We start from the raw sequence: 20,512 nt of genomic DNA, 5'->3' as shown, positions 1-20,512 counted from the left end.
GTATAAATTTGAGTGAAAAGAGAGAGGATAGTCCCTTCATCTGCATATCCTCTCTCACGCACGTGTTTTACAGCTTTACACTTCTATTATACCTCTAGACAGATTATACATCCCATATACCAAATTGTGCAATTTGATGGAGAGCTTCATCTGTATCTTTTGCCATTACGTTAATGTGGCCCATTTTTCGGTTGACTCGTGCCTCACTCTTATCATACAAGTGAAGCTTTACAGTATCCGGGAAGGTGTGCAACTGTGCCAAAACCGGAGCAACATCTTGACCTAAAATGTTGACCATGACAACGGGACTCAGGAGTTCAGTAGAGCCGAGAGGTAAGTTGCAAATCCCGCGAATATGCTGTTCAAACTGTGACGTCACACAGGCGTCCAGCGTATAGTGGCCTGAGTTGTGCGGTCGCGGTGCGAGCTCATTTACGAACAACTCCCCGTTTTCCATCAGAAACATCTCTACACCCATTACGCCGGCAAGTTCCAGTGATGCGGCAATACTTTCGGCCAGCGACCGGGCTCGTTCGGAAACCTCTTTGGAGACTCGCGCCGGAACAATAGACAAGTGTAAGATATGATTCTTATGGATGTTTTCTGCCGTGGGAAATGTCTTGATTTCACCCGAGGGGTTTCTGGCAACGATTACGGACAGTTCTCGCTCAAACGGCACAAACTTCTCTAAAATGAAACCGGGTTCAGTGGGTGAATCGTTGGCTGTGGAATCCGATGAGTCGACAGCGGGCTGCACAGCCCCGGAAGTCTGTATTTCTGACCACGCCGCAGCGACATCTTGAGTGGTTTTCAGGAGCCATTGTCCCTTTCCGTCGTAACCCCCGGTACAGGTCTTTAGAACACAGGGAAGACCTAGTTTGTCTACGCCATCATGCAATTCCTGCTCTGTACCCACAGGAAAATAAGGTGCAACTTGAACCCCAGCCTTTTCTATTGCTACCTTTTCACGCAAGCGATGCTGTGTCGTGTGAAGTAACTCGCTGCCTTGGGGTACATAACTTCGTTCTTGCAAGAACTGAGTCATCTTTGCATCCACATTTTCAAATTCGTAGGTAATGACCTGACTGCGGCGGGCAAGTTGTTCTGCCGCTTGAATGCTGCTGTATTCACTGACAATCTGGATATCGGATACTTGGCCGGCTGGGCAGTCTTCAGCGGGATCGAGGGTAACAAACTTGTAGCCCATTTTCCTGCCGTCGAGAATCATCATGCGTCCCAGTTGACCTCCGCCTAGAATGCCCACAGTACTGCCTGGCAGAATGGGAAGGGGAGGATGTTGATTTTCGTTTTTATTGTTCACCGGGATCACCACTTTCCAGAACAGATTGCTGTAGTTTTTGTCGTCTTTGCTTTACTTTTTCGGCAATGTCAGGGCGTTGCAATCCAAGAATCTGTGCAGCTAACAGTCCTGCATTGACAGCGCCTGATCTGCCAATGGCAACGGTGGCCACCGGCACCCCTCCCGGCATTTGAACAATGGACAATAAGGAATCCATTCCGGACAGGGCTGAACTCTTGACGGGAACGCCGATGACGGGCAGTGTGCTCTTGGCAGCAACCATGCCAGGTAAGTGGGCCGCACCGCCTGCGCCGGCAACCAGCACCTGCAGACCTCGTCCTTCGGCAGTATCTGCGTATTCAAACATCCAGTCTGGCGTTCTGTGGGCGGATACCACTTTTTTTTCATAAGGAATTTCAAGTTCATCCAAGACATCACAGGTATGACTCATGGTTTCCCAGTCAGAATGGCTTCCCATAATAACTCCTACTAACGCTGACAACGTAGCGAACCTCCTTTTCTCTATGACACATATTATCAACACCAGGTGAAGCCTGCCAGTCCATTAGGTAAAGAAACGGACATATGAACGGAAAATCGGGCTGCAGAGGTGCAAGAATGGCAAAACAAAAGCGGAAGGGGATAGGCCCTTCCGCTTTTATTCCCTGGTATCCTGCCCTTCATTTCGTCGAGAGTGCTTACCATGACTCAAATCGTCGCTGTGAACTTCGTACTGCTTGAGGTTTCTCTTGCGCTGTCGTTCGGTGCCAGCTACGTCCATCGGTCTCATTGCGTGACCTGGAACACGTCTTGAATCCTTCACAGCAATCCCTCCAAGTAGGAAGTAGGATCAAAACTGGGAATAAAAACGAAAAGGCGGCTGTGAGGCCGCCTTTTCAGGTGCAAGGTCTAGAAGATGTTTTACACAATAACCATTACCCTTACTGATTGTCAGTTACAGGTGCTCGGTTATCATCGCAACATCAACCTCCTTACAACACACAGTATGTCTCCGACAGGTTGCGGTTATGCATGTGATTTGTCCTGGAAAATGTCCCCTATAGGAACAAGTCTTCAAATGACAATTTGGACAAGTCGTAGGGTGTCTCTTGGTATACACAATAGTTCAGCCAATTGCTGAAGAGGAGGTTCGCATGAGCTCGCCACGTGTAGGCAGGTGCGGAGTTCACATCGTCTGCTGGAAAATAGTTCTCCGGCAGGGGAGCAGAAACTCCTTTTTCCACATCGCGGATGTATTCCTGCTTGAGCGTGTAGCGCTCATATTCCGAGTGCCCCGTAACATAGACTTCCCGGCCGTCCTTTGTTGCAATCAGATAGACTCCTGCTTGTGCAGACTCTGCGAGAATTTCAAGGTGAGGAATCACCTCCACGTCCTCTTTGCGGGTATAAGTGTGGCGTGAGTGAGGTGCGTGAAAAATTTCGTCGAAGCCGCGAACCAGCGGCGTAGGTGTGACGATGGTGTGCGAAAAGACACCAAACAACTTCTTCTCTAAAGGGTATTTTTGAATACCGTAATTCAGATACAATCCGGCCTGTGCAGCCCAACAAATATGCAGCGTGGAAGTCACATGGTCCTTTGACCATGCTAAAATGTCACGAAATTCCTGCCAGTATGCTACATCTTCAAAGTTCAGCTGTTCGATAGGTGCACCGGTTACAATCAAGCCATCAAGGTTCTTGTCTTTGATTTCATCAAAGGTTTTGTAGAATGTATTGAGGTGCTGTGCGGATGTATTCTTCGGTGTGTGTGAAGCAATGCGCAAGAGTGTTACATCTATTTGCAAGGGAGAATTACTCAAAATCCGAATCAGATGCGTTTCAGTCTCTTCTTTGAGCGGCATCAAATTTAGAATTCCTATCTGCAGCGGGCGAATGTCCTGATGAAATGCGCGTTGTTCGCCCATCACGAAAATATTCTCCTGCTCGAGTACTGTGCGAGCTGGTAAGTTATCAGGCACTTTGATTGGCACTGGGCGAACCCCCTTGGTGTGAGAATGTCAATAAAACTGTAAATACCATAGTAGCTTCTATTGTATGACTGCTCAAGTGTCTGAAGTACATTCTCTGCGAAGAAATGAATGGTACGGTGAAACTCAGCATAAAAAACCCCTCGAAAGAGGGGTTAGTGAACAGGTAAGGTCGTGCTATTCGAGTGCAGGCACCGTTTCTCCGGTGATTTGCCGTGTATCTGACTGACTGACCGGCGCATCCGACTTCTTACGGCGATTCCGCTCTCTTGCCTCTCTTTCAGCCTTTGACGCAAAGAAGATAACGAGTACGAAGGCGATCCCTGTGAGCAGTGTCGCGACAAAAAACGTATCATCCATCCCCTGTACGAAAGACTTTTGCTTGATTAAGCCGTAAACGAGGAGCGTTGCCTCCTGATGTGCAAGCACAGGCGGTGTTCCCATAGATTGCAGCATGTGTTGAATGTTCAACATGTGCTGTCCCTGAGGAGAAAACTGGGTAACGCCTCCTGCCAGCTTGACAGCATGAATTTTGTCTTTGGTTGTCATGTACGACGTCAGTACGGCCGTTCCGAGTGACGAGGCTATCTGCCGAACCGTGTTTGTCATTGCAGTACCCTGGCTCGTCAACGACACTGGCAGAGTATTCATGCCTGCTGTCATAATCGGCATCATCGTCATTCCCATACCAACGCTGCGCAGAATGTACAGCCATTGAATGTGAGCTCCACTGGAGGACAGGGTGAGTCCTGTAAAGCCGTAAGTAGCAATCGTAATCACAAACAAGCCCAGTAGTCCAAGCGGTCTTGCCCCAATTCTATCGAAGAGACGTCCACTGATGGGCATGACGACCGCTGACGCCAGTGCAGCAGGTGTCATAAACAGCCCTGTGCGCAGAGCAGAGAAACCCATGATGTTCTGTAAATACAGGGGCAATAAAAAGATACCGACGAACAGGGCTGTGTTAATAATGGATGTGATTAAAAGACTCATCGAGAACATGTAGTTGTTCAAGACGCGGAAGTTAATAACGGGATCTTTAATTCTAAGCTCCACAATGACAAGCGTAACCAGAGACACGACGCCAATGCTGACAGAAGTCATCACTAGCACGGAACCCCAGCCGTGACTTGTCACATTGTTGATACCGTAGAGCAGCGAAAAGAACCCTACAGTTGAAAGTCCAAATCCCCAAATATCCAATCTGTTCTTGGCTTCATGCGGGAACTCATGCATGATAAGCAGACCAACGATGATATCCACGATACCAATTGGCACGTTGACATAGAAAATCAGGCGCCAACTGGCGTATTGGACTAAGTATCCGCTCAATGCTGGGCCGAAAGCCGGAGCTGCCATAATCGCAATACCGAACACGCCCATCATCATTCCGCGCCGGCTGGGCGGAAACATACGGAAAATCATAGACATGGTTACAGGCATCATGAATCCGCCGCCAAGTGCCTGAATGATGCGGAAGAAGATAATGCTGCTCAGGTTCCACGACATACCGCACAAGATGGAACCCAACGTGAACATGAACATAGAGAACAGAAACAGCTTCTTCGGTCCAACTTTTTCTGTCATCCAGCCGGAAATCGGAACCAACACGCCAATGGTCAGCATGTAACCTGTGAGCACCCATTGAATTTGATCGGTTGTGGCTCCCAGTTCCGCCTCCATATTGGGAATAGCGACGTTGACAACACTCATGTCGAGAACGGCCATAAACACACCAACAATGATAATGATCATCTGGAGGTATGGCAGCCTCATTTTATGAAATTCATAATCGTCATCGTTTTCCTGCAGATGCTGCTGACTATCGTTTGAATCGGCCACTTCGTCACCTCCAAATAAACAGCCCGATTTTCACGAATTGAAACGGGTGTACGAGGGCAGGTATTAGGAATTCTTGTGAATCCGAACAGTTGCACTCATTCCGGGTGTCAAGCCAATACCTTGGTAACCCTGCAACGTGATTTTTACGGGAATGACCTGTGTTACTTTAGTGAAGTTTGCGTTGTCATTTGATGACGGCAGCAGCGAGAACGTGCTCTTTGTTGCCAAACCAATTTGAGCAATTGTTCCTTTAATATTCACGCCAGGGAATGCAGAGACGTAAACATCTACATTCTGTCCAACTTTCACATCACTAATGTTCGTTTCTTTAATATTTGCAGTTACCCAGAGGTCTTTCAAATTATACGCATATGCCAAAGGCGATCCCGGAGCTACATATTCCTTCGTCACGGCAGAGTTACGAACGACTGTGCCCTTATCAGGCATGGGAATAGTCGCAGTCTTGCCATTTGCGAGTTTGACAGTGCCGACAGCTTTACCTGAGTCAAAAGTAGTTCCGACAGTACCGTTCCACTGCGTCAACTGTCCTGCCACCGGCGACGCAATTGGAATCTCCTGACCAGCAATCTTTGCGTTGTCAGTCTTAAGATAGAGAGTGGATTGGTTGTAAAAGTAGTACGCGATAAATCCACCCACGATGACAACAATGAAAATCAGGATGTTCAGCAAAAAAATCCGTCTTGTGCTCATAATTCATGTTCCTCCCCACATTTGCGCAACACTGTTTAAACTCATGCCACAGGATTCCCGTCTACGCACATTTTAGTACAATAGAGATGGAGGTTTCCGTAAGCATGAGTTATGTTTATGCAGTATAATGTTTCATCACCAAAGTAAATAATGTCATGATTTGTTGTATACGTCAATCATAAATCTTTATTTCTAAGAAGATTATTGGTTTGCGAAAATAAGTGTTGCATCCCCCCACACCCGCTGATATAATATCCCTTGTCGCTGCTCCTAGCGAGCGGCTAAGACGACTTAAAACATGCGGTCGTGGCGGAATTGGCAGACGCGCAAGATTCAGGTTCTTGTGAGGGCAACCTCGTGAAGGTTCAAGTCCTTTCGACCGCACCAAAACAGTGATATAACGCGAACTACTCGTGTTGTCACGCGAATGTTTGTCCGAGTAGAGGACCACTTATCGCTTATGAAAGCGAAGTGGTCCTTTTGCTATGGAATTACTTCATGCAAGGTGTGGAGGGTTCGTCTTTCGCCCAGGCCGGACTGCACGAAGCGGGAGTAGGAGATATAATGATTTTATTGGTCGAGACGGTGTTTTCCTAATAGAGGGAGTGGGCTTGTGTCAGGGGAATGGATTCTATATGAAACGTTTGACAATGAAAGTCTGGATCCTCGGCTTCATTGGAGATACGAACCGGAAGACTGGTTTATTGATACTGATTGTTCACAACTTTCCTTAGAAACCGGTGAACAAACGGATTACTGGCAAAAGACACACTACGGATTTGAAGCGGACAACGGACATTTTCTGTACATGACAACTTGGAAAAATTTCAGAATGACGACGGGACTTCATGCTGTGCCAAGGTCAAGATACGACCAGGCGGGTCTAATGATCCGAAATTCAGAGAATGTCTGGGTGAAGAGCGCGCTGGAGTACATACCAAATGGGCCAAGCAAACTAGGTGCTGTTGTCACCAATAACGGGTACTCTGATTGGTCGACACAATATGTGAGTTGTCAAGATGTGAACCTGTACCTTCGCATATCGAAAATTGCTCAGAACTGCTACGTTGACTTTTCCTGGGATGGGCAGGACTGGAAACAGATACGGATTGCTCATCTGGATGTTCCTGCAGGGGCTCCTGTTGCGTTGGGGTTGTATGCTTGCAGCCCGCAAGGAAAAGAACAGAGTGTGCGATTCGATTTCCTCACTGTTGAGGAACTCTCTGATGACCCACAAGACGCGTATCTATAGTCCGTCAAAATACAAGAATGCCAGAATGGGATAAGGAGAAAGACTCACTTAAGAAGAAAGAGGTTGTCCTTCATGACGTCACATAAAGCCATTTCAGCGCTGATTTATGAAAAGGATTTCCAAGGTGCGCGTGATGGAGCGTTGTCTCATTTGCAGAGGAGTAAAGTTGACGGTCAAGCGTGGATTCTCCTGGGGCAGGCTCTACGCGGGATGTATAGAGGAGACACGGCTATTCGGTGCTTTCACAGAGCGGCCATTTTGAATCCTGCCGCACAACTCGATGAGGAAATTCAAAAATGTCAACACATAGCAAATGGCAACGTGGATTCGGAAGTGGAGCGGTTTCTTCAGGTCCCACAAAAAAGAGTCTCCGCGATTCTCATTGTCCGCAATGAAATAAGAACAATGAGAAAGTGTCTAGCTGCACTCACTGGTGCTGTTGATGAAATGATTGTGGTCGATACCGGTTCCACGGACGGAACGGATACAGTTGCAGACGAAATGGGTGCTCGCTTACACCGATTTGTGTGGAACGATGATTTTGCTGCAGCCAGGAATTTTGCACTTTCGCTGGTGCAGACGGACTGGGTACTATCGGTAGACGCTGACGAGATTTTGCATGATGAAGACATAGATAACATTCGCACGATTGCTGGGCTCTATGATGATATTCCGGGACTTTTTACGATGAAAGTATTGATGCTGAACACGTTTGGATCCTCGGCTTCAGTCAGTGAAGAGACACGCATGTTTCCAATCAATCGTGGACTCAGTTGGGTGCGTCCAATTCACGAACAAATTGCTGCAACTAATGTTAAGGAGGAAATCACCTCTGTTACTACGAAAATTCGATTTTTACATGATGGATATAATCCAGATGTCGTTAACGTTCGTGAAAAGTATGCAAGGAATGCCAGGATTTTAGAGAAACACGTGCAACAGAAGCCTAAGAACTACATGTCACACAAATTTTTGGCACGCGAATATCTGATGCTTGGGAAGAGTGACGCCGCGAGGGTTCATTTGAAAGCGGCAAGAGACCTGTGCGCGGGTTACATACCGCCGCTGTCAAATATAGACCTTATGCTAATCGGAACTGCTGAACAGGTCGGTGAAATACAGTTGGCGGAAGAACTTGCGTTGCAAATGACACAGGACTATCCGGATTTGGTGGACGGTTGGTATCTGTACGGCTTCTACCAGTTAAAAAAGTCGACGGTTTTGCAGAAAGCAAAGCAGTACCTCAGCCAAGCCGTAGAAATGAACTTAAATGGCAAGCAAAGTGCGAATTCAGCCGTTGGAGTCGCAAAGGCCAGGTTACACCTCGCGGATGTCGAGCGGCTCAGTGGAAATTGGATTGAAGCAAGGAGACTGTACAAGTTGGTTCTTCATGAAAATCCAGATTTTACAGAGGTGAAAAATATCTTGTCGTCGATGGACAAGCAAATTCAACAAATGGCTGATGAACTGAAACAGGAAAGACACGAGCCGCGTCACTGATAAAAGGCCAAATTGCCAATGGTGACAGTGTGCGTGAGACCGTTGTGTGAGAATTGCCTTGGGAAACAATACAAAGCCCCTTTCGATGGGTCCCAACCGTGAACGGCGTCAAGTACAGCTGCGTGTGCTTGGAATGAATTCTCTGTTGAGTTTTCTTGGTCTGTCGAAGGCAGGCCCTGTTTCTCGAAGTTCGCAATCACTGTCTCGACGCTATTTGGGAACTTAGCGCTGTGGAGTCGGTGCAGGACTACGGAGGCAATAGCGACTTGTGCTTTAAAGGGCTGACTCGCGGCATGGTGTGCGATGAATGCCTCAATAAGTAAGAGGTCTCGCGACGAGAGACGATTAGACCCCGTGTCCGTATGGAGCATTGATGTAATCGGCCTTATTTTATCTGTGCCGCTCAGCGTCTTGGCAGATGATTGGTCGTTGCTGTAGTAACTGACACACGCTCCAACAATGGCAATGACCAAAATCGTAGTGAAAAGTCGCTTCACAGGGACGGCACCCCTTCCCTTATGTGTTGTTTTCAGCATGTACATAAAGTTCTCTCATGAAACATCTGAGTTCGTGTAAGACGCCGTTGCAGTGGACAAATCGTTCGTTACTACGGTCCTATGACAGAAAAAAAGAAATCCAGCGCCGTTGCGCTGGAGGTGTCTCAATGCTTGGAGTGCTCTTTCTTTTTCTCCTTGTAGTCGTCAAACATTTCATTGACTGTTAGTGTGAGAAAAAAAGCGACGGTGAGCAGAATAACGAAAATCATGGGATTGGTCCAAACTGGAAGTCCCGGCTCCATCTGTGATTCCTCCTACTTGAGACGGGCGATAAAGCACATATGTAAGACGTCTGCTTCGTCCTGACTCAAAATAATGTAGAGACGCCCTGCACAGTGGCAACCAAAACAGTATATTCATTAGAGGTTCATTAAAGGTGCTTCGTTTCCTGCCGGGACGAACACAGAACACTTGCTTTCACAAAAGGTTCAACTTCTTTCACGTTCTGGACATGCAAGTATGATTCCGCTGCTGTTATGTCACTCTAATGGAAGTAAAAGGGGAAAAAGAGCTTTGCGAAGACTATCAGCTTGCAGAATCATACGGATTGAAAGTATAGTAACTTGGATAGTCTACTGGCAGGATAACGGTCAGTTCAAAAAATACGGTTTGTACAAGAGGTAAATAAACAGTGAGCTTTTTAACCCGACTGGTTTATGGCATTATTTTAGGATTTCTTTCCTTCCTCAGTGCAGTTTTCCTTGGTTTCATTCAAGGCAAGCTGGTTGCAACGTTTTCTCTAATCGGCACCTCAATTGTTCTAGAGGCCCAGCCTGCTGCCGTGGCCAGCCTCCCGCTGCATTTTCATCCGTTTTCAGGAGCTGTGATTAGCATTTTAGGCAATCTTGTTGTCGTTCCAGTCTTTAGCTTCACGATTGAAGAAATTATAAACCGATGGAAGTGGATAAGAAAGAAGTTGCAAAAGACTGAAAGATGGTCCCATACTTTTGAAAAATACGGGGCGTGGGCATTGATTCCGTTATCTCCAGTACTGGGGGCTTATGTCTGCATTGGTGTTGGACATTTACTTCGTTGGAAGCGCCGCAGAGTTCTTACAAATGTTCTAATTGGAATGGTCGTCTCCACCTTTGCAATTACGTATGGTGGACATTCGATTTTTATGCTGCTTACCTCATGGCTCAAATGGTTTTAACTATCAACGACAGTAGAATTATCCAACATAAACTGCTGGCTTGTACAACACACTACCGCTATGGGATGTTAAAGACGATGGAGAAGAGAGGTTACATAGTTTTCCAATGTCTATCAACAAGGTCCCCTTTCCCTCCGACGAATCCCTATTCATCAATCTGTCAGTTTAACCCGATTTCGGACGCTGCTTGCCCCATCCCTACAGAAATCCTAATCCTTTGAGAGAGAATACGTTCCTCGGCGCCATAGTCGGGGTGTAACGTAAATGGCCCGTAGGGGCCATTGTTTTTTAAAAGTAGAACTGGTTATGTAGATAATGTAACAAAAAATTCATGATTACGTTGTGCAAGTTGTAAGCGAGGTTGGGTCAACCGTGAAGCTTACTCACTTGCACTCTCTTTTTGACTGATTCGTTTTCATTCAGTTTTTTTTATCCAAGAGAGGATGATCCATTTATGATATGGGCTCTGAGCCACGCAAACCCGAGAGACTTGTGGCAGCCCTCGGTTCTAGCGGTTGCGGTTGCAATCCAGTTGATATATCTCATCCTGGTACACGGTCCGGCAGCCTATCGGCTGTTTCGAGTGCGGCACGTGACAACAGCAAAGCAAACCATATCCTTTTTAATTGGGTGTTGGTTAATGTACTTTTCCTTCGGAGGTCCTTTAGACTATCTCTCAGACAACTTTTTATTCAGTGCACACATGGTACAGCATATGATAGAAATCATCGTCATGACTCCTTTAGTTCTTAAAGGATTACCTTTACGCGCCTATCACTTTTTGTGGAACTCCAAGGCCACTCGCAGGCTCATCCGGACTTGGGCTCATCCTCTCGTGGCCGGTGCCGTCTTCAATATTGTCTTATCAATGTTTCATACCCCGCCTCTATACAACCTAACATTAATTAACGACCCATTTCACTTCTTCGAGCACAGTGTCTTCTTTGTGATTGCTTCCTTCATGTGGGCTCCGCTCCTGATTGAAAGCCCCGAATTACCGCGACTGAGTTCTGGTCAGCGACTGCTTTACCTTCTCTATAACTACAATCTCATGATGCCAATCGTTGTACTCCTATTCTTTGCAAAGCATCCATGGTACCCATTTTACGTTCACGCTCCGAGAATTGTTTCTTGGCTGACACCAATGGGAGATATGCAGCTTGGCGCAGTTATTATGATGGTGTTTATGGCGGGGGCTTACGGAACGTTTGCATTGAAAGAGTACTTCGCTCAGGACGAACTCGTGTGGTATGCGTAGTAAGACAAGATATGGTATGCGGGCTAAAACAAGATTATGAAACTTGCAGAGAAATGGTAGAATCGCCGCTGATTTCATCGTGCCGTATGTCCTCAAAAATAGATGAAACAGCGCGGAAAAGGGCGTGCGAAAGCCTGTTCGAAGAATTTCTCACGACGGACATGAAACAGAAATCTTCTTCGAATCGTCTATGTAAGTAGAAAAAGAGGAGGACGAGTCCAATATGACGATTCAATCAATGCTCTCTACAACTTGGCCGTACCTAATGATGTTGGTGTTTTTGGCCGGCGGAATTTACACTTTTCTACGAATGCCGGACGAGTCCAACTAGACTTTGGCTAGACTTGGGTTCTGAACTTTGACCTGAATCAAGAAGACTCTAATTCGTGCACACATAGTGTCATATGGTAAGAGAAACTCACTCGAAAAGGCTGTGTCAAAGTTGCTGCCAGGCAGCTTTGGAACAGCTTTTTCCTATTTAGCGTGCAGATTCCAACAGCAATTTGCGCAGTACTCTGTTAAAGTAGAAATCAAACAATCTTCTGTGAAAGAAGGCGCTTCTATGGGGGAACTGGTTTATGCGTGCATGGCGCCCCACGGGTATGAAATCATTGGTGAAATCGCCGGTCCAGAATGGGGAAAATTTGCAAAGACCCGACTCGGGATGGAACGGCTGGGAAGTGAAATGCAGAAGGCTCATCCGGACGTTGTTATCGTCGTGACACCTCACGGCTATCGAGTTGAACGCCATATTGCCGTTTCCACAAACGCATATGTTGAGGGTCGCTTGTCCAAGTTCGACGTGGAAGTTGCAATGCGGCTGGAGTCTGACGTACAGTTAGCGAACAAAGTGATTTCCAATGCACAGACTTCGGGGTTACCTGTGATTGAGGTCTGCTACGGGTCTGCTGCCGGATCGTTCTCGGTGTTGCCTCTGGACTGGGGTAGTTTTATTCCGCTGTGGTTTATGGGAGCGAACTGGGAGGCTCCTCCTCAAGTTGTAATCGTCACACCGTCCCGGGAAGTCGGTCTCGACAACTTGGTGGAGTTTGGTGCAACTGTGGCCAGTACAATTGCAACTTGTGACCAGCGGATTGCCGTGATTGCCAGCGCCGATCAAGGCCATGCCCATTTAAAAGAAGGTCCTCAAGGATACAATCCGGCATCCAGGGAATACGATGAATTGGTGCGGCAGGCTGTGGACCGCCAAAAGCTTCACAAGTTACTGGAACTTGATGCCGAATTTGTGGATGCAGCGAAACCGGACAGTCTCTGGCAAATCGCAGTGCTGGAAGGTATACGGCAGAAAATCCCCATGCAAGGGCACGTTGTTTCCTATGAAGTACCGACTTACTATGGACTCATGTGTGCGTCTTTTCAAATTGAGAACTAGTCAGAGCATCTACATTACCATTTCGTTAACGTGACAGTATGCAGAGACTGGTTCACTTCCACCCCTTATCAATTCCGCTGGAGGTGAGGCTATCGTGACGACAAGAAAAAGAACCCACATATACGAGACCCCAGAACAGAAGCTGGATACTCTGTTTCAACTCGTTCGAATCGAGAGTGTTACGGAAAGTGAAGGAGAAATCGCGATTGCCCATGAACTGGAGCGGATGATTCGAGACCTGCCTTACTATTGCGATAATCCGGAACACCTTGTTCTGCACGAAGTAGGCAACTACAGAAAAGTTGTGGCAGCCTTGGCCAAGTCTCCGAGAGCGACTCGTAAGACAGCTGTGGTCATCGCCCATTTTGACGTAGTGGCGGCAGACGAATTCGGTGTTTATGCTCCGTATGCGTTTCAGCCTCAAGTCTGGACTGAGATGATATATAAAGAAGAAGTACCGCTTCCGGATTACGTTCGCGAGGACATCTCCAGCGGAGACTGGGTCTTTGGCAGAGGCGTCATGGATATGAAATGCGGCATTGTTCTTAACCTTTCGCTGTTGGAGCAGGCTTGCAATGGAGACTTTGACGGGAACGTATTGTTTCTTGGTGTTCCGGACGAAGAACGCCATTCTGACGGTATGATTGGTGCCGGACCCTTGCTGCTGGAGTGGAAGGAAAAGTTCAATTTGGATTACAGCATTTGCATTGATACGGAGCCTGCCTTTGCGGAACACGAAGAGGACGGAGCCTTAATTTATTCAGGTACCATCGGTAAACTGTTGGTCGGTTCTTACGCCATTGGCCGCGAGACCCACGTGGGGTCGCCGTTTGAGGGGCTGAGCGGTGTTCGTATGATTGCAGAATTAACCCGGACGCTGGAACTGAATCCCGATTTAGTTGAGTGGGTGGGACCAGATCATACGCCGCCAATCGCCTGTCTGCAAAACCGCGATTTGAAAATGCACTATTCCGTGCAGACCCCCTATAAGGCGGGGGCGTATTATAACCTGTTCTTTCTGCAGAGGTCGCCGGCAGAAGTATTGACGCAAGTCAAAGCGCAGGCTGAGAACTCCATGTTTGAGCTGTCCTCATGGTACCAAGGACGAATAGAATCTGCAGGTTTGGCCTTGACCAATTGGGCCGACGAAACCCGTGTCATGACCCTTGCGGAGCTGGAGGATTATGTCCGTGAGGCGGCCCCGGAACTGATTGACCGAGGACTCGAGATGATATCCATATCCCACGGCACGGATCTACGTGAGACCACCATGTCTTTTGTCGATCACCTTGCCTCAGCGGTCCCTGAGCTCCACCCGCTGGTGGTGCTTTTCTTTGCTCCGCCTTTCTATCCTGCCATCAGTTCTGCAGAGGATGTGCTGGTACAGCGCGTCATGGACAGGGTGACGAAGCAAGCAAGGGACAGCCACGATGTCCATCTGCTCCGCCGAAACTACTTTCCCGGACTTTGTGACTTGAGCTATGTCGGACTGGGGAGCGCAGCCAAGGATGCCAAAGACCTGGAGGCAAACATGCCGCTCCTTGGCAGCGGCTATGACTTACCTTTAGATGTGTTACGGCAATTGGAGATTCCTGTGTTGAATATCGGACCGTACGGGCGTGATCCGCATAAATGGACGGAACGGTTGGAATTAAATTACTCGTTTGGCGTTACGCCAAATCTTTTGACCTCCGCTTTGCATGAGGTGTTTGAACAGGGAAGGGAGTAAGTACAAGTGAATATCAAAGTAACCAAAATGCACGGTTTGGGTAACAATTACGTTTATATTAATGAATTTGAAGAATCACTGGATGAATCACAACTCCCTCTATTAGCAGTAGCTCTCAGTGATGTGAGGAGGGGAATTGGTTCCGACGGGATGATTCTGATGGGTCCGTCAACAAAGGCAGATGTACGGATGCGCATCTTTAACACCGACGGCAGTGAGGCGGAAAACTGCGGCAATGGTCTTCGGTGCGTAGCAAAGTACGCCTATGAACACGGGCTTGTTCAAAATGAGGCTTTTCAAATTCAGTACAAAACCGGTGTCGCCGGAGCACAAGTGCATCCCGAGGAGGATGGCACGGTGGAGACGGTTACGATTGACATGGGTGCACCGAGTTTTGGAGCTGGAGCCGTTGGCTATGCAGGTACGTTTTTACACGATGAGGAACAATCGGAAACAAACAGTCTGTCCTTGTCCGTTTCGCAGGGCGAATTTCACGGAACGATGGTGTCCATGGGGAACCCTCATTTTGTTATTTTCTCTGACGATGCCAAAACTGTCCCTGTCGCAGAGATTGGTCCTGCTCTGGAACGACACGTTGCATTTCCGAACCGTATAAACGTGGAATTTGTGACGCCCTTGGGTCCGACAGAGCTGGATTTCCGCGTGTGGGAGAGGGGCTCCGGCATTACCTATGCCTGCGGCACGGGTGCGTGTGCCAGTGTCGCGGCAGGAATTCAACAAGGGCTGCTCTCCGATAAAGTGACCGTACACCTGCTTGGAGGGGACCTCCTGATTGAGCAGAGAGACGGGCGTATCTTCATGACCGGCGAGGCCAAGGAAATCTTCACCGGAGAGTTTCACTGGCACCCTGAGAACATCTGACTGCCGGAATGAGAGCGGCAATTCTCTAGTGGGTAAAACTGCGCAGGATGAGTAAGAGGAAGAATCCCAGAACGCCCAGCGTGGCGGCTAGGGCAACACCTGCCATTGCAGCAATAAAACCGGTCACAAGGGTTGCGCCGACAAATAGGAGGAAGCCTTTGACACGGGTTTTGTGAAAGATGTGATTATAGCCGCGGGCAGTCATCCATCCCGCATAGATAATACAAATGGCTAATATCAGGTTCCCGATACTTTCGCTGCTCGGCATGACTGCAAGTCCGACGACTGTCGGTCCGGACAGCGTGAGCATGGTTGTCTCCAGGTTTAAGAGACGAAGACGCTGCCCCCTGACTTTGAAGACATTTAAAGTGACAACATGTGTTAGTAGAATATATAACCGAAAGAGTCCATAAGTCACAGGCAATGAGATGAAGACAACGAAGAGGGTCATCAGCCATTGCCAACCTGGACTGACAATGCCTGCCTGGTGAGAGAGCCAGTGTATCCAAAGGCGATGTTGCGTTGTATACAGCCAAAAGGCCCAAATAATTGTGGACCAAGCTGTGTACCAGCGTGATCGGTTGAGCGCTTCTTCGAGTTGAATATCGATGTGTTGCTCTGCAAAACGCGGACGAATCAGTGTAAGAACCATGGTTGACCAATATGAGAACACAACTTGAACGTGACGCACAATCTGGACTCCTTTAAGTGCACAATTGCAGTTGCTTATTTTCACTGATGTCAAAGGCAGTGTCTATTATAGGCGATTTTCTAATCCTGTGGTATCAGTAAATGTGAACAGGAGGTGTTGTTTTTGCAACAAAGCCCTTCCAATGATTCAGTGCCAATTCGCCCCGCCGCATCCCTTCTTGTCTTGAAGAGCACCGCCAACGGAGTAGAGGTGCTCACGCTGCAGCGAGCAAAGAACATGCGGTTTTTGCCTGGCTTTCTGTCTTTTCCTGGAGGAGCCATTGACGACGGCGACTATCTCATAGCGAGAGAGCGGTGGAGCGGGACGCTGCAGCAGCAGGAAAACCGGGATGATGCCGTGTATGCGGCCGGAGCGTTGCGCGAGTGCGCAGAGGAAACGGGGATGGTTTTCGCACTGATGGATACCAGCAACCGCCCGTGTGCACTTGCACTGCCTGCGCCGGAACAAGGCCAACTTCTGTCCGGACAAATGTCGTTCATGGACTTTCTGAACGCGGGTCCGTGGTGGATTGCGGGAGGTGCCCTGCGGTTTGTCGGCAGTTGGACCACACCGCCTGGGGTTTCGAGTCGTTACGAAACCAGGTTTTTTGCTTGCCAAGCGGATGAAGCAACGGCCAGAATCCGCATTAATGAGCAGGAGAGTGCCTGGGGTGAGTGGCGGGATCCTGCGCAGCTGTTACAACAGATTCAGGCCGGCACAGCCAAGGCAGCACCCCCAACCGTAGCTATGCTGAAAGCTTTGACGGAGTGCGCCTCGGCAGAGGAGTGCATGTCAAAGCTGACGGTGCTGCCGCCGAGTCCTGAAGAGTTAGCCAGGCTCGCCCGAAATCTGATGCAGCAGTAAGAAATCACAACCCGGAACTGCGGAAAAGGGCCGGGAACAATTCGCTTCCTTGAAATCGGCGGCATGAACAGCGGCAAGCCCTGAGACGGGGGTGCCCGGGACGGTTAGCGGTGATCATCGAAACGCCGGTACTGTGTTCTCATCTGGTCCTTGTTAAACTTCTGAATGATACCGTCTTTTACCAGTAGGTATTGCAAGTGTGCTTGGACCGTTTTCCGTGCTGCCCACAGCGCAGCTTCGGGGATGGTGTCGGCGTATATGGCATCAACCAGATGGTCGACGGTTCTCCAATCCTTCAGGTGCGATAAAATCTGCTGTTGCCGGTCTTGACGATGCTTCTTTTGCTTCCGGGCAGCATCCTGCGCGTGCCGGATGACAGGTCCATGGCCGGGTCCTGCAATTTGGCAATTTCCGTAAATCACGGCATCCAATGAGTCGTAGTAGTCGTTCAGGTGCCCGTCAGGCGGCCCAATCCAGACCGATCCAGTGCCAGCCAGGTTATCTCCAACAAGCACCACGCTGTCTGTAGGAATGCGGACGTGGACATGACCGTGTGTATGCCCGGGACGATGGTCGATGTCAACGGAAACGCTGCCGAGTTGAAGCTGCTTTGGAACAGGTGAGGTGAGACCTGCGGGAACTTGCATCTCCTTTTGCGCGAGTTGAAGGTCGAGGGGATGAAGGTAGACGGGGGTGTTCAAGCGGGATTGCAGAAAAGGTAACCCCTGCGTATGATCACGGTGGTAATGCGTTGCCAGCAACGACACTCTGCTCAGTTTCAATTGCAGCAGGGTTTCCGTGACGGTGTGGAGGCTGTCGGGGTCTTGTGTACCGAGATCGACCAGGAGACCTTCACTACCGTCGTAAATCAGGTACGTATTGGTCTCGAATGCAGGAGGTATAGTGGGAGTTGGAACAGCCAGTTGCAGCACATGCTTCGAAACAACTGTCTTCGTAATCTTTTGCATGAAACATCCCCCTTTGTCTTCGGTTGACGCGCGTTGTAAGATGGACAGGCACCCTTTGCTGCGTTGCCTGAGAAAGGACATTGCCACTGAATTGCCACTGGTTTGTCGTATGTAAATTTACTTTACAAAATGGGGCTCGATTGAGCAAATAGAGTGACTTTGGGAATGAAAAATGGAGGCGAAGTTGGGATGAAAATTTATACTCGCTCGGGAGACAACGGAGAGACGAGTCTGATTTACGGACGTAGGGTACCAAAAGACGCCTTGCGCGTAGATACATATGGAACGCTGGACGAAGTCAACTCTGTCATTGGTGTGGCTGTGGCTTTGCTGCCGGATGAAGGTTTTGCAGACCTGTGCCAAGCGTGTCGTCGATTGCAGCGGGATTTGTTTGATCTCGGCCGGGATTTGGCAACGCCTGAAGACAAGCGAGACGGCTTTTACGTCAGCAAAGAGGACGTTGATGTCCTTGAGAAACTCATCGACACTTTTGATGAGCAAACCCCGCCTCTGCGTCAGTTTGTCTTACCGGGCGGTGCGCCGGCTGCTGCAGCGTTTCATCAAGCCAGGACTGTGGCTCGCAGGGCGGAGCGGCGCGTTGTCGAACTTGAAAAGAGTGAAGCGGTCCAACCGTGGGTGCGCAAGTATCTGAACCGTTTGTCAGACTTACTCTTTGTCATGGCGCGGCTGACGAATGCAAGAACAAAAGTCGAAGAGCCAGGAGTCGATTTCCAAGGAGAAAAACCGGATCCGTTTGTGGAGGATTCTTCTGATGTCTGATGAAGTATTATACAAGGCTGCATTAGCCAAGCACGGCTGGAAAGCAGCACTTATCGATTTAGACGGGACACTGTACCGTGGCGATATGGTCATCGAAGGTGCAGGTGAATTCATCCAGAGACTGCGTGAGTTGGACGTTCTTCCCGTGTTCTTCACGAACAACTCAATGCGGACACCGCTCCAGGTCGCTGATAAGCTGAACGGTATGGGAATAGACGCCCAGCCAGAGGAAGTGTGTACGTCCTCACAGATGGCTGCGTTTACTGTGCGTCAGCAGGTTGGCAAGGGGGCAGCGGTAGCTGCAATTGGTGATGCAGGGCTGAAAGTTGCGTTGCAGGAAGAAGGACTTTATCCTGTCATGGCTGATGACGATGAGCAGTCTGTTACGAGCGGGAACGCTCGGGTTCCGTCTGAAGCAAGCAAACTTGAGCCGGCAGGTGCTGTTGTGGGGTTAAATCTTCGCGTTACATATCAGCAGCTTGCTTGGGTCTGCGGGCATGCGGCGAGGTTGTCTCGATGGACCCTCACCAACGGAGATGTTCGGTTGCCAAGCACAGACGGTTTTCTTCCTGGAAACGGGGCCATTGCAGCTTTCGTGAAGGCGGCAACCGGGATTGAACCGCAGACCGTGGGAAAACCCAATCCTGCCTATGTGGAATTTGTACTTCAAAGGTATCATCTGAAAGCTTCAGAAGCTGTCGTGATTGGCGACAATGTGTTAACGGATGTTGCCTGCGGCAATGCGGCTGGAGTAGATACGATTTGGGTTCAGTCAGGTGTCAGTTATCAGCGAAATGAAGTCGCTGACAGCAGCACGGGGCAACAGGCACTTGAGCCCCTGTATACGGCACGCTCAGTAGCAGCTTTGTTTCAAAAGTAGAGTGGACCGATTTCGGCTAACACTCGTGTTACAGGGTGCTGACGTGTTCGCGAATGCACCCTAATTCGACACAATATCTCCTTTTCAGGTCCTTTTCAAGTTCTTTTCAGCTCCGCTTGCAGCCTCCGACTCTGTCGAAAAATATTCTCCTAATCTATCTTGATAGGCATATATATAGTGTGTATAATGGTCTTCGGGCACCTGATAGACGCTATATATGGTGTTCGAAATCTCAAAGGCTTTTCACTTCCCAGTAAAGAAGGAATGTAGAGTGCGTTGTCCCTATTGTGGATCTGACAACTCCAGAGTCGTTGAATCCAGAACGGGAGAAGACGGTTCCACGATTCGCAGGCGCCGGGAGTGCACAAGTGCTGGATGTGGACGGCGGTTCACGACGTATGAGCGAATTGAGCAACAACCGCTGATGGTCGTGAAAAAAGATTCAAACCGCGAGGAGTTTTCACGGGACAAACTGTTTCGAGGTCTGCTGAAATCCTGTGAGAAGAGACCGATATCGGTGGACAGCATCGAAGCAGTAGTATCCAAAATTGAGCGCCAATTGCGATTGGACTATGAGCGTGAAGTAGCATCTACTGTCATTGGGGAACGCGTTATGGAAGCGTTGAAAGACCTGGACGGAGTTGCGTATGTCCGCTTCGCGAGCGTATATCGTGAGTTTAGGGATGTGGAAACCCTTGCTCAGGAGGTAATGTCCTTCATCACTGATCCGACAGGCCGCTCGTCTGAATAGCACAGCGTCTGAA

The 20,512-nt window shown here is 48.8% G+C and carries 21 protein-coding genes and 1 tRNA gene; 12 read left to right on the top strand and 10 right to left on the bottom strand.

Annotated features, from left to right (window positions below; genetic code table 11):
• Window positions 1–103: 103 nt before the first annotated feature.
• The 6 genes from purK to GI364_RS14170 form a co-directional block, all read right to left on the bottom strand.
• On the bottom strand, window positions 104–1,327 hold the full coding sequence (purK, locus tag GI364_RS14195; protein WP_198854030.1) for a 5-(carboxyamino)imidazole ribonucleotide synthase: 1,224 nt from the start codon (window positions 1,325–1,327) through the stop codon (window positions 104–106).
• Entirely contained in the window at window positions 1,311–1,802 is a 492-nt protein-coding gene (gene purE, locus GI364_RS14190; RefSeq protein ID WP_198849921.1) for a 5-(carboxyamino)imidazole ribonucleotide mutase, read from the bottom strand. Before purE ends, purK begins: the two co-directional genes overlap by 17 nt.
• Window positions 1,803–1,958: 156 nt before the next feature.
• Window positions 1,959–2,123 carry a hypothetical protein gene (locus tag GI364_RS14185; protein WP_198849920.1) on the bottom strand — a complete coding sequence of 55 codons (165 nt, stop codon included), beginning with the start codon at window positions 2,121–2,123 and terminating at the stop codon, window positions 1,959–1,961.
• A 235-nt stretch (window positions 2,124–2,358) separates the two neighbouring features.
• Complete coding sequence (metA, locus tag GI364_RS14180; RefSeq protein ID WP_198849919.1) at window positions 2,359–3,291, bottom strand: homoserine O-acetyltransferase MetA; 933 nt, start codon at window positions 3,289–3,291, stop codon at window positions 2,359–2,361.
• Window positions 3,292–3,465: 174 nt separating this feature from the next.
• Window positions 3,466–5,130: a DHA2 family efflux MFS transporter permease subunit gene (locus GI364_RS14175; RefSeq protein ID WP_198849918.1), complete on the bottom strand. Its 1,665-nt coding sequence runs from the start codon at window positions 5,128–5,130 to the stop codon at window positions 3,466–3,468.
• A 63-nt stretch (window positions 5,131–5,193) separates the two neighbouring features.
• Entirely contained in the window at window positions 5,194–5,841 is a 648-nt protein-coding gene (locus GI364_RS14170) for an HlyD family secretion protein (RefSeq protein WP_198849917.1), read from the bottom strand.
• Between the two features lie 300 nt (window positions 5,842–6,141).
• Between GI364_RS14170 and GI364_RS14165 the strand changes: the two genes are divergently transcribed.
• The 3 genes from GI364_RS14165 (at window position 6,142) to GI364_RS14155 (ending at window position 8,593) form a co-directional block, all read left to right on the top strand.
• A tRNA-Leu gene (locus tag GI364_RS14165) sits at window positions 6,142–6,228 on the top strand.
• A gap of 226 nt (window positions 6,229–6,454) precedes the next feature.
• Window positions 6,455–7,093, top strand: a complete 639-nt coding sequence (locus tag GI364_RS14160; protein ID WP_198849916.1) for a DUF1349 domain-containing protein — start codon at window positions 6,455–6,457, stop codon at window positions 7,091–7,093.
• 72 nt (window positions 7,094–7,165) lie between these two features.
• Window positions 7,166–8,593 carry a tetratricopeptide repeat-containing glycosyltransferase family 2 protein gene (locus GI364_RS14155; RefSeq protein WP_198849915.1) on the top strand — a complete coding sequence of 476 codons (1,428 nt, stop codon included), beginning with the start codon at window positions 7,166–7,168 and terminating at the stop codon, window positions 8,591–8,593.
• Here GI364_RS14155 and GI364_RS14150 read toward each other — a convergent pair.
• Both GI364_RS14150 and GI364_RS14145 read right to left on the bottom strand, forming a co-directional pair.
• Entirely contained in the window at window positions 8,587–9,090 is a 504-nt protein-coding gene (locus GI364_RS14150; RefSeq protein ID WP_198849914.1) for a cell wall hydrolase, read from the bottom strand. The genes GI364_RS14155 and GI364_RS14150 overlap by 7 nt on opposite strands.
• 164 nt (window positions 9,091–9,254) lie before the next feature.
• Window positions 9,255–9,392, bottom strand: coding sequence for a hypothetical protein (locus GI364_RS14145; protein ID WP_198849913.1), 138 nt, complete (start codon window positions 9,390–9,392; stop codon window positions 9,255–9,257).
• A gap of 389 nt (window positions 9,393–9,781) precedes the next feature.
• Between GI364_RS14145 and GI364_RS14140 the strand changes: the two genes are divergently transcribed.
• The 5 genes from GI364_RS14140 to dapF all read left to right on the top strand — a co-directional run bounded on the left by GI364_RS14140 (window position 9,782) and on the right by dapF (window position 15,565).
• Window positions 9,782–10,303 carry a small multi-drug export protein gene (locus GI364_RS14140; protein ID WP_233095800.1) on the top strand — a complete coding sequence of 174 codons (522 nt, stop codon included), beginning with the start codon at window positions 9,782–9,784 and terminating at the stop codon, window positions 10,301–10,303.
• Between the two features lie 454 nt (window positions 10,304–10,757).
• Window positions 10,758–11,561 (top strand): cytochrome c oxidase assembly protein, encoded by an 804-nt coding sequence (locus tag GI364_RS14135; protein ID WP_198849912.1) that lies wholly within the window; start codon window positions 10,758–10,760, stop codon window positions 11,559–11,561.
• A gap of 562 nt (window positions 11,562–12,123) precedes the next feature.
• A complete protein-coding gene (locus GI364_RS14130) occupies window positions 12,124–12,954 on the top strand; it encodes a DODA-type extradiol aromatic ring-opening family dioxygenase (protein ID WP_198849911.1) in 831 nt (276 codons plus the stop codon).
• Window positions 12,955–13,048: 94 nt separating this feature from the next.
• A complete protein-coding gene (locus GI364_RS14125; protein ID WP_198849910.1) occupies window positions 13,049–14,683 on the top strand; it encodes a M20/M25/M40 family metallo-hydrolase in 1,635 nt (544 codons plus the stop codon).
• A 27-nt stretch (window positions 14,684–14,710) separates the two neighbouring features.
• Entirely contained in the window at window positions 14,711–15,565 is an 855-nt protein-coding gene (gene dapF / locus GI364_RS14120) for a diaminopimelate epimerase (protein ID WP_233096172.1), read from the top strand.
• 25 nt (window positions 15,566–15,590) lie between these two features.
• On the opposite strand, the gene GI364_RS14115 is transcribed toward dapF, so the two are convergent.
• Window positions 15,591–16,256 (bottom strand): hypothetical protein, encoded by a 666-nt coding sequence (locus tag GI364_RS14115; RefSeq protein ID WP_198849909.1) that lies wholly within the window; start codon window positions 16,254–16,256, stop codon window positions 15,591–15,593.
• Between the two features lie 123 nt (window positions 16,257–16,379).
• Here GI364_RS14115 and GI364_RS14110 point away from each other — a divergent pair, with 123 nt between their 5' ends.
• On the top strand, window positions 16,380–17,120 hold the full coding sequence (locus GI364_RS14110; RefSeq protein ID WP_198849908.1) for an NUDIX hydrolase: 741 nt from the start codon (window positions 16,380–16,382) through the stop codon (window positions 17,118–17,120).
• Window positions 17,121–17,224: 104 nt separating this feature from the next.
• On the opposite strand, the gene GI364_RS14105 is transcribed toward GI364_RS14110, so the two are convergent.
• Window positions 17,225–18,088 carry an MBL fold metallo-hydrolase gene (locus GI364_RS14105; RefSeq protein WP_198849907.1) on the bottom strand — a complete coding sequence of 288 codons (864 nt, stop codon included), beginning with the start codon at window positions 18,086–18,088 and terminating at the stop codon, window positions 17,225–17,227.
• 189 nt (window positions 18,089–18,277) lie between these two features.
• Between GI364_RS14105 and GI364_RS14100 the strand changes: the two genes are divergently transcribed.
• The 3 genes from GI364_RS14100 (at window position 18,278) to nrdR (ending at window position 20,499) form a co-directional block, all read left to right on the top strand.
• Window positions 18,278–18,868: a cob(I)yrinic acid a,c-diamide adenosyltransferase gene (locus tag GI364_RS14100; RefSeq protein ID WP_198849906.1), complete on the top strand. Its 591-nt coding sequence runs from the start codon at window positions 18,278–18,280 to the stop codon at window positions 18,866–18,868.
• A complete protein-coding gene (locus GI364_RS14095) occupies window positions 18,861–19,748 on the top strand; it encodes an HAD-IIA family hydrolase (protein ID WP_198849905.1) in 888 nt (295 codons plus the stop codon). The genes GI364_RS14100 and GI364_RS14095 overlap by 8 nt, the downstream gene beginning before the upstream one ends.
• A 271-nt stretch (window positions 19,749–20,019) precedes the next feature.
• Window positions 20,020–20,499, top strand: a complete 480-nt coding sequence (gene nrdR, locus GI364_RS14090) for a transcriptional regulator NrdR (RefSeq protein ID WP_198849904.1) — start codon at window positions 20,020–20,022, stop codon at window positions 20,497–20,499.
• Window positions 20,500–20,512: the final 13 nt, after the last annotated feature.

The sequence above is a fragment of the Alicyclobacillus sp. SO9 genome (assembly GCF_016406125.1).
Classification (GTDB): domain Bacteria; phylum Bacillota; class Bacilli; order Alicyclobacillales; family Alicyclobacillaceae; genus SO9.
Note: the sequence above shows the minus strand (reverse complement) of the source record. Positions and strands in the feature narration are given on the sequence as shown.